The organism is Aliterella sp. E5.1 (genome assembly GCF_057473825.1).
In genome coordinates, this window is the sequence record NZ_JBYCCV010000132.1 from 1 (window position 1) to 8,524 (window position 8,524).

At 41.7% G+C, this 8,524-nt stretch carries 17 protein-coding genes and 1 pseudogene; 4 read left to right on the forward strand and 14 right to left on the reverse strand.

The window, feature by feature from the left end; translation table 11 throughout:
- Positions 1-502: ArsR/SmtB family transcription factor (locus AC2VE5_RS22585; protein ID WP_486889922.1), on the reverse strand; the 502-nt coding region annotated here is incomplete at its 3' end.
- Between the two features lie 432 nt (positions 503-934).
- Here AC2VE5_RS22585 and AC2VE5_RS22590 point away from each other — a divergent pair.
- Together AC2VE5_RS22590 and AC2VE5_RS22595 are read left to right on the forward strand one after the other, a co-directional pair.
- A pseudogene (locus AC2VE5_RS22590) lies at positions 935-1,171 on the forward strand (ABC transporter ATP-binding protein); the annotation flags it as partial.
- An 81-nt stretch (positions 1,172-1,252) separates the two neighbouring features.
- The gene (locus AC2VE5_RS22595) at positions 1,253-1,384 is read left to right on the forward strand and encodes a hypothetical protein (protein WP_486889923.1); all 132 of its coding nucleotides are present in this window, start codon (positions 1,253-1,255) and stop codon (positions 1,382-1,384) included.
- Positions 1,385-1,955: 571 nt separating this feature from the next.
- On the opposite strand, the gene AC2VE5_RS22600 is transcribed toward AC2VE5_RS22595, so the two are convergent.
- The 12 genes from AC2VE5_RS22600 to AC2VE5_RS22655 form a co-directional block, all read right to left on the reverse strand.
- Complete coding sequence (locus AC2VE5_RS22600) at positions 1,956-2,177, reverse strand: hypothetical protein (RefSeq protein WP_486889924.1); 222 nt, start codon at positions 2,175-2,177, stop codon at positions 1,956-1,958.
- 13 nt (positions 2,178-2,190) lie between these two features.
- Positions 2,191-2,592 carry a zinc-finger-containing protein gene (locus AC2VE5_RS22605; protein WP_486889925.1) on the reverse strand — a complete coding sequence of 134 codons (402 nt, stop codon included), beginning with the start codon at positions 2,590-2,592 and terminating at the stop codon, positions 2,191-2,193.
- A complete protein-coding gene (locus AC2VE5_RS22610) occupies positions 2,592-2,885 on the reverse strand; it encodes a hypothetical protein (protein ID WP_486889926.1) in 294 nt (97 codons plus the stop codon). Before AC2VE5_RS22610 ends, AC2VE5_RS22605 begins: the two co-directional genes overlap by 1 nt.
- Before the next feature lie 99 nt (positions 2,886-2,984).
- Positions 2,985-3,368, reverse strand: coding sequence for a hypothetical protein (locus AC2VE5_RS22615; RefSeq protein ID WP_486889927.1), 384 nt, complete (start codon positions 3,366-3,368; stop codon positions 2,985-2,987).
- Positions 3,369-3,458: 90 nt separating this feature from the next.
- Positions 3,459-3,710: a hypothetical protein gene (locus tag AC2VE5_RS22620; protein WP_486889928.1), complete on the reverse strand. Its 252-nt coding sequence runs from the start codon at positions 3,708-3,710 to the stop codon at positions 3,459-3,461.
- A 138-nt stretch (positions 3,711-3,848) separates the two neighbouring features.
- Positions 3,849-4,169, reverse strand: a complete 321-nt coding sequence (locus AC2VE5_RS22625; protein ID WP_486889929.1) for a hypothetical protein — start codon at positions 4,167-4,169, stop codon at positions 3,849-3,851.
- Between the two features lie 114 nt (positions 4,170-4,283).
- Positions 4,284-4,724, reverse strand: coding sequence for a hypothetical protein (locus tag AC2VE5_RS22630; protein ID WP_486889930.1), 441 nt, complete (start codon positions 4,722-4,724; stop codon positions 4,284-4,286).
- Between the two features lie 2 nt (positions 4,725-4,726).
- Complete coding sequence (locus AC2VE5_RS22635; RefSeq protein ID WP_486889931.1) at positions 4,727-5,122, reverse strand: hypothetical protein; 396 nt, start codon at positions 5,120-5,122, stop codon at positions 4,727-4,729.
- Positions 5,123-5,206: 84 nt separating this feature from the next.
- Positions 5,207-5,383 carry a hypothetical protein gene (locus AC2VE5_RS22640; RefSeq protein ID WP_486889932.1) on the reverse strand — a complete coding sequence of 59 codons (177 nt, stop codon included), beginning with the start codon at positions 5,381-5,383 and terminating at the stop codon, positions 5,207-5,209.
- A gap of 151 nt (positions 5,384-5,534) precedes the next feature.
- Positions 5,535-6,437 (reverse strand): DUF5895 domain-containing protein, encoded by a 903-nt coding sequence (locus AC2VE5_RS22645; protein ID WP_486889933.1) that lies wholly within the window; start codon positions 6,435-6,437, stop codon positions 5,535-5,537.
- Positions 6,438-6,685: 248 nt separating this feature from the next.
- Complete coding sequence (locus AC2VE5_RS22650; protein WP_486889934.1) at positions 6,686-6,859, reverse strand: hypothetical protein; 174 nt, start codon at positions 6,857-6,859, stop codon at positions 6,686-6,688.
- A gap of 465 nt (positions 6,860-7,324) precedes the next feature.
- The gene (locus AC2VE5_RS22655; protein WP_486889935.1) at positions 7,325-7,471 is read right to left on the reverse strand and encodes a hypothetical protein; all 147 of its coding nucleotides are present in this window, start codon (positions 7,469-7,471) and stop codon (positions 7,325-7,327) included.
- A gap of 106 nt (positions 7,472-7,577) precedes the next feature.
- Between AC2VE5_RS22655 and AC2VE5_RS22660 the strand changes: the two genes are divergently transcribed.
- Positions 7,578-7,868 (forward strand): hypothetical protein, encoded by a 291-nt coding sequence (locus AC2VE5_RS22660; protein ID WP_486889936.1) that lies wholly within the window; start codon positions 7,578-7,580, stop codon positions 7,866-7,868.
- An 89-nt stretch (positions 7,869-7,957) separates the two neighbouring features.
- On the opposite strand, the gene AC2VE5_RS22665 is transcribed toward AC2VE5_RS22660, so the two are convergent.
- Positions 7,958-8,311 carry a hypothetical protein gene (locus tag AC2VE5_RS22665; protein ID WP_486889937.1) on the reverse strand — a complete coding sequence of 118 codons (354 nt, stop codon included), beginning with the start codon at positions 8,309-8,311 and terminating at the stop codon, positions 7,958-7,960.
- Between the two features lie 116 nt (positions 8,312-8,427).
- On the opposite strand from AC2VE5_RS22665, the gene AC2VE5_RS22670 reads away from it, so the two are divergent.
- Positions 8,428-8,524, forward strand: a 97-nt coding sequence (locus tag AC2VE5_RS22670; RefSeq protein ID WP_486886923.1) for an IS1/IS1595 family N-terminal zinc-binding domain-containing protein, incomplete at its 3' end; no start/stop codon positions are given.

An 8,524-nucleotide genomic window follows, 5' to 3' on the forward strand; every position in this document is an offset into this window, starting at 1 on the left:
GACGAAAGCTCCCATCAGGCATACTGAAATCACATCGCCAGCCATGTTCACTCAAAGCTGGCAATAATAAAAATCCTTTGTAATCCTCGCCTAGTGGAGCATTATCGACAACTCCTAAAGACACTTGGGCGATCTCTTTTAATACTGTAGTAGCAGAAATTAACTGTAAAGGCTCATTTACTTCGAGCATTAATCCCTCAATCCAAACCTGTCCTAGAGGCAGTAGCCTCTTGCCTCTAAGACCACGAGTCATCCGCGCTAACTCCTCAAATTTTCTCAACCACTCTAGTGTTTTACTAGGAATATCGTCACTGACGCGGTATTGCTTAGGACGACCTTGCCCTTCTATTGCATTACTTTTCTCCAGTGCGCGTAGATGACGTTGCACTGTACTTTTTGCTAATCCAGTCTTTTGAGCTATGTCAGTGCTATTAACCGAGTCAAAATCGGCAATGTACCAATAGACTTCAGCACAGCTTATCGGGAAGTTGATTTCGGTCATTTTGTTTCTCCCTTAAATATCTGTATCATTTTTGTAGTATGAATGCAATAAATAGTGCATAAGCGTGAGGCGTATTAAATGTCAAGTGTTTTGCGTGTCGTGACAGATTATTGTCGGGTAGTTGACGCGAAAAGGAAGTTCAGATCGAAACGACAAGTACAGATCGCTTGCGAATAGAAACAAAAAAATAGAGCGATTAGGATGATAGAGAATTGTTCAAGCGCTCGGTAGCAGCCTGACGACGGTAGCTATCAGACTTACCCCTCTTTTGTCACTCTGAGTAAAGAAAAAACAAATTAAAACTTGAAGAAGTTTGTAATGTATAGCTTTCACCCTTTATTTTCTAACATCGAACTTTTCTTGTAGCCGTTTTGCCAAAATCCTTAACTACAGCAGGTTCTAGATTGTACTCTCCCGAAAGTGACAAAAGAAAACCAATGTACTGTCTTAATGATTACTTAGGGTATTGATGAAGCACTGTTGCTTGCCGAGCGCTTGCTGATGATGACCAATGGACCAGCAGCTAATATTGGCGAAGTATTAGACATTCCTTTTGCCCGTCCGTGCGTTCGCGCCGCAATTATGGAAGATCCGCAATACTACAAGCTGTGCAATCATGCCTTAGAGTTGCTCAACCTCCGCTTCACTCATGACGACGATGTAGAATAATTAGTAATCTTACTGTAAAGATTTAGCCGTACTACGTCTTTGCCACGCCCGGACAACGACAAAAAAGGAGAAAATATTTTGATGAGATCGCCAATTATTAGTTTTCTGTTGCTATTGGGTTTAATGATGCCTCTGTCAGCCTGCGATTTTGGGGGAGGAGAGGCTGAAGAAGCGCCTGAAAATACCGAACAAGAAGATGATGACGACGATTGAGCAAAAGTATGGCAGGTTTTATGCCACTTGAGCATTTACTTGTTTAGAAAACATAGATAGTGCTAGGACGGCAGGTTTGCAAGCCCACCTAGCAGGTTTGACAGTATCAAGCAGAAACAATTGGTGCATCACGATTACGCGATGCTGGTCTTAGTGAGGGGTTCTTAGCTGCACCACAATAAATTTCATTGTTAGTATTAAATGGCAGATGATTATCGGTCGAACTCGCTTGAATTAAAGCAGCTAATATTTGTTTGTAGAATACAATTGTCTAAAGAAATCACCGAAGTAATGGTTATAAAACTTAGAGAAATTGCTTTAAATAAGAAAGTTAGTAATTTTTGTGCAGACCTAACTAAAATCACTTTGATACAGTCTGGCGTGTAGAGATTGGCTTCTTACTTTTGAGCTAAAATTTGAATTGAAAGTATCAATTTATTAAGGGACTTGATGTTCTTAATAGCTTGACTCTACAGCCCGTCTATTCAGCAGCCAATATTCTAAAACTACTACAATGCTTAATTATTTTTTAGCCGTCATCAACTATCCGTCAATAATTAGTAGAACTTGATTACTCCCTCGAAGCATTTTTCCGGCAACGCTCCTTACCTAAGAAGTTTGGATTGATCTCTGTAGGAAACACCAGCCGCGTCTTAGAGTTTTCCTGGGCTAGAGCAATTGCCCTTTGAGGACGAGCTAGTTCTAACAGGTGCCACTTTCTGCCATCTTTTTCCCACACAGCAAGTAAATCAAATCCATCACGGGGCTTAATAGCGATCACTTTGGACTTCATAAGATTATCCTCTTTAGCAATAATTTGTTTTGATGTGTTGCTTCTGTTTGCTAAAACCCTCAACAATTGCGATCGCTCTTTGGCACTGCCGGATGTCGAACATGGCAATATGAGTGTTTCTCAAAGGTAATTTCATTGCTTTGGAGAGCCACTTGTAAGCGGCATTGCGGGTCTTAAAAACCCCTAGCTTCCAAAGTGGATCGAACTGGCGATGAGCAAGACTGCGCCATCTCCGCAACTCCCTGTCGGCTAACGTTCCCAACGGTTTAATAGTGCCAGGATGACAGCCGACCCTAGCGTCGCAATTGGGGTATGCACTGCATAAGTAGATAAATCCGTAGCTGCGACCATAGATTTTTGCACTGTCTACTACCGAGATTCTAGAGTTACAAAACGGGCAGTTTCGAGGATTCATTACACTACCCCCTGCAATTGCTGTAATACCGCTAATTCCTCTGCTATAGCTCTAGTCACTGCTAGTTTGCCGACCGTTGATAGTTCTTGGAGCAAGGCAATTGATTGGTTAAATTTGCTGGAGCGATCGCAAACGTAATCAAAGTAGATAGCGGATGGTTCTGTTGCTTCATAGAGGGCAGCAATCGCTATTGCTGCTTTTTTGTCAAAGCTCAGTTGTTGCAGGTGGGTTTCTAGCTGCTGCAAAGTTGGCTCATCCTTGGGGTTAAGCGAGTGGCTGGTTAGATTCAGCATTAAGTTAAATCCTGTAGGTAAAACAAAACCCGCTAGTCACTACTAGCGGGTATGGGTAGAGTTTTATTTGAGTTAGTGGAATGGGAGAAATAATCTGTTTTAAGTGTTGGCAAATGCTAAAACTAATACCCACGTTGTTACTGCACCATTAGCAGCTATCAAATAAGCAAAAATTGGCATAAATTCACCTATACAGAAACTATCTATTAGCGAAAAGGCTATTAAACCCAAAGGTAGTACTAAACTTGGAGGAACTGTAGATAAATTAGATCGAACTGTAATTAGAAAAGTTGTTAGCAACAATAAGGTAAAAGCAAAAACTGTCGATAGTATTAAAAGTCCTATTAAAATATTGTTGAGGATTTCCATCGTTTGATCGGTTTCCACAATTTTCTTTCCTTGAGCTAAAGCAGGGTAAGCAGTAAAACATATACCAACTAAACTATAAAACAAAAACTTTCTGGCTACCTGTAAATTAAACATTATTAATGTCCTGTAGGTAAAAGAAAACCCGCTAGTAGCGACTGGCGGGTGTGGGTGTTATTTAAGAAGAGCTATTAAAAGGGCTTAATCCTATGCGACAAATGAAGAATTTACTATCACTACAATTAATACTGCCATAAATATTCCACTAAAAACAGTCAGAAAAATACCTAAAATCGGAGTTAATTGACCAATTATTAGACCACCTAGCATGATTTCACTTGCCCCACCAATAGAGGCAATTGAGGCAGGAAACATAGTAGAAACACTATTTCTTTGGATCATTTGTTTTACACCAACAATAGCTAAGAACAACGTAATAGCTATTAGTAATTTCAGCAATTTTTATGGTTTATCGCCGAGTTCCATAATTTTCTTTCCTTGGGCTAAAGCAAGGTAAGCCGTTAAATACTAATCAGTTAAACTATAAAACAAAAAGCTTAATGGTCTTTGCAAATTCAGCATATTCTTTGTTTGTTCTCAAAAGCCTCCAATTAGTTCCATTAAAACAATTGATATGAGTATCATCGGAATACTCCCAAAAAGTGCTGGGAAAAAAGCATTTGGGACATCTTTCTCGAAACGCACAAGACACCAATAAGCACAGCCTAGACTACCCAGTTCAAGAGCTTGCAGTGTACAAGTTAATAGTTTGGCAATGACTTCCTGTATTTCGCTGCCCTGATTAATATGATTTTTAACGAATGTAAATGCTAATGGATAGATAATAGACTTGTCGGGAAATAATGAGAAAATGCCTGCAATTCTTGCTACACATAGGTTACAGCGTTTTCTACACATAGCGCCTAAAACGCTTACTACATAAGTTTTTCAAGGATTTCTGGTCTTATTTCCCGACAACTCTAATCGCACCCACTCTCATTAGAAAAAACAAAACAACAAAAAACAGAACTATTAATGCACTCCTCCGTATTGGGCGATCGGCACGTTCAGGCATGATTTTTTCCTTATTGACTTAGGTGAATTGGCAGCAATTTTACTATTAATGTTACTAGAAACTTTGCTTTGCTGTCCTGGCGCTTGCCACCGTACCGTGACGAAGTTGCCACCTACTACTTGGTACGAAAGAAAATTAGAATGCGATCGCGTCCAGCCTCTACCGCTAGAGTTTCGCACATACGAAGATTCGTTCACATTAGGCTGAGGCTTGCCCCGCTCCCAATAGAGCCGACAGAGCGGACCTGAAACCACCCGATATCGGAAGCTGCCACCGGGGGACACGATGACTTCACCCAAGCACTCGGCGTTTAATTTCTGCAAATCCTCATCAGTAAACAGCCCGGATGGAGCATAGAACCTAGTCGGGGCTGGTTCTAAAGCTGTGCATTTACCCATAGCTAAGACTTAAGTAATAACAAAAGCTGCTCAATCATTTCCAACTTGACCTGTGCCTCGCTTTTTTCTTGAGGGCTAATCTTAACACTTTTTAACTGGGTGAGATAAAGCTTTTTGGCTTGCTCAAAGTCTAATCTTGCATCTTTCGGGTTGCCTAAATTACCTAATGTGATCGCTCTGTAAAAGTAAGCCGTTGCGTAGTCGGGGAAAAGCTTAATAGCATTGTTGGCAACTAGTAATGCGGTAGAGTAGTTTTTGTCTTTGGTAGCACTTTCCACTACTTGGATTAGCTGCTGTTTTGTTGGTAAGAATTGAAAATCTATCGTTACTTGAGCTAATTTTGGTGGCGCAAACGTTAGCAAGGACAATGACAGAGTTGCTGCGATGATTTTATTCATTGTTTTGCTCAGGTGTTTGAGTTTCCAATTGACTGCTAGGGGAACTGGCGCGGGTGTTCCAGAGTGCAATCGCTTCCTTTAAATCTATCGGTGCTTGGAACGAAATTGCAGATGTTGAATTTGGTGATTCAATTTTTTGATGTAGTGCCGCAACACAATTTTGCCTTGCTGTTTGGCTTGAGGATATACCTGCTGATAATGCTTCAAAAGGTACTGTAATTGGTCAAGGCTTTTCTGTTTGGTAAATACTGGTTCTAGCATTGCTAAGTCTCACTCTGTTGCTACAAAACAGATGGACTAAATAAGATTTCTAATCTCCTATCTGTTTTATTTATCCATCAATAATTACTGCTTGGAAAAAGGAATTAGTTTCCTTTTTCCAAGCAGCAGTTTTTCGCCTATCAACGCTTCATTAAAACCCAACGTCCGCATCTTGATAGTTTGCAGTTACCATCGGTTGGGCAAACAATCTAGCATTAGACTTCGCCCCATGCCCGTAACTTGGTTCCGCACTATCTAACTCATCTATAGGTGACAGTGCCGCTACTGCACGGGCTTCTGCTTCTAGCGCTGGCATGGACAGCACATCTATCTTCTGCCCTGGCTCTAATGCTGACCAAGCATAGTCCTTGATTTGCGTGTACCCGACAAAGTAATCTTTCCAGTTCTCTGTTGTGGGTACTTCATGACCTACTACTCGACAGCACCACGATTTATTTTGTTTTTCTCCTACTAATTCTGCGCTAGTTGTGAAGCAAAACACGCCTAAAGCATGAAATAAATCGTTCTTTGGTTTAGCTGGTACTTGATTTGTTAAGGCATGACAAGTTTCTAATTGGGCTTTGAATGTGCGTCTTTCTACTTCAAAGGTTGCCCCATTGACTCCTCTTGCTGCATACTTGAGCGGCAACGAATGTAACGGGTTATTGTTTTCATCTAGGAAAAATATCAGATACAATCGCTCAGTTCTAATGTTTTTGTCATCTTTCAATGCTGCGTCATACAGTCCGACAATTGCTCTTTTTCGCTGTTGCTCGGAGGCTTCAATATCATACTGGTAAAGCTCTGTTTTGGGGCAAACTAGCATACGAGGATTGGTAATTAATACCCCTTGCTCTACTTCTCCAGAACGAAAGGTATGGCTAATTAGCTGCGATTCGTCGAAGTCAATCCATCCACATTTTGCCATCGTACTGACTGGGATAAAATAGCCGCAGTGCAGTTGGTCGTTCAAAACAATTACTGTTGGCAACGCAGCATTCTTGTCAATAAATTCATCGCTTGTAAACTGGTCGCGTTCAAGTTCATTATTCATTGCTTTATTTCTTGTTAATTTGAGTAGTGACTGTTTTTACTTTGTTCGCTGTTGCTCGTGGGCGTTCGCTATCTAATTTCTGCTGAGGTATTCACCATGACATTTACAAAGCACCAATAGCAGAGCTACTGGGAAGGAGGAATCTTTTTCCCAGTAGCTGATGCTGCAATGCTCTTAATCGTTGATATTTATTCGTGCTTGAGCCTGAATTTTGCCAATCTCCTCGCAATCGCTGTCTTTAATTACTGCTAAGTACGTGGTTTTTCTAAAAGCTCCCCGCTCCAGTAACGTAGGCTTTCCCAAGTGATACCCTGTTCGGCATCGTGGCTATTAAAGGCTTCATGCAATATATCAATTGCCCGATCTTCTGAGAGAGAAGACAAGCAGGTATCCTCGTCGAAGTCTTTTTGAATACTATGCACGTCGTCGGTTGTCCAAACGACTGCTACTTTGTCTGCCTAGTATTTGGCTAGTACCTGTTCTACTGCTTGGCAGTCAGTGGCTAGTCTTGCTTCTACTAGACTTGATGCCATTTCGTTGATGTGATGCTCGTACATATTATTTATTTTCCTCGCGTGATCACATTAGTCACCCGCTCGTTCCCAGTAGTATGCGGTAGCTCCACCTGGTCGTGCGTCTTTCGCGGGAGCAACTGTAGCGAAATTTTGGTATTAAACGTTAGTTTTTCCGGTGGGTTAGCTAACCATGCCTCTTGACAAAGAAGGTCTGTTAAACGGTCGGCTATCTTCTGGTACTTATCTAAATTGACCTCCTCACCGAGGATATCGATTTCTATGATAATTCTCTGTTTATGGGGTGTTTTAAGGGTTATGCTCTGAAAATTCATCGATCTCTCCTATGTTCTTTAGTTGTTCTAAATTTCAGTCCTAACTGCCGCGTCGGGCTATTCTTAGTTTGTTCTGTTGAGTTGCGGTGAAGGTTTTGAACAATGCTCGAAATAATGCAAGTTGAGCTACAGTAATTAAAAAGGCGATCGCGCACATTAACAATGCTAGAGATGTAGTGTTTTCCATCTTTGAGTCTCCTGAGTCTCTAATATTGACTTCCAAAAGCTTCTACTGTTTGGATTTTAGTTAATCCGGTCATCTAGAAAGTGACATAGATTGTGGTAGAAGCGATATGCTGGGATCGTTCTCTATTAACGTTTCCATCGTGAGTAAGCGCTCTAAACGAACCAGTGCAGGTCGCGGATTTGGCAAGCAGCAAATAAGCCTGCAACCTGAAGAAATGGCACTATTTACCGCTACCATCTTCGCCCTACAGCTTGCTACTCAGAAATTGGCTGCACTCGACCCGTCAAAAACTGCTAAGGAATGGCAGGATTTTTTGATGGGAGAGGCAATGGAGCAGATACTGCACAATGAAGAAGTCGGGCTGCTTGAGGAGACAACCGACCTAGAGTCGCCGTGAGTGTCAATGCAAACACAACTCAAAAATAGCGAAATTGGAGCAGGGGAAAAATGCTCCAATTTCCTCTTGTAATTGTCCGCTTCAGCCAATCAACCAGCGTATGCCGCCAAAACTCGCTCTCGATGCTCCTGCCAACTCTTTTCACCAGCAATGTACTTTTGCCCTATTCGTTCGGCTTCTTCATGGTCAAATGCTCGACCAATAGCGCGATCGCCTACCCACACTACATACCATTGCCACGTTTGGTTATAGGTGACTGACCAAGCACGAGGTTTAGGAGGCGGAGTTGGTATGTAGGGTTTTGTGTGTTGTCTATGACCTTCTACATATCCTCTGGTGTACTCGCATTCGGCTTTTGTATAAAGCGGGATTGATTTGTCTATCGCGTCTAATCGCCCGTGATTAAATCCTTGCTCAAACTCATTTTGGGGCGGTGGTAGCAAGTCATCGTCTTCTTTATCGATTACCCATTCTTCTATATAAGAAGCGTTTGTCGGTAGTGCGTCAAATAAACGTGGGATTGGTAGAGTAGAGGGGATCTCTCATCTGCAACTCGTCCATGCAATGCCCTTTGTGTGATCATTCTAAAGCCCATAAACACGGCAAGATGCCCAACGGACATCAACGCTATCTCTGTCCTGTTTGCCAACAGACGT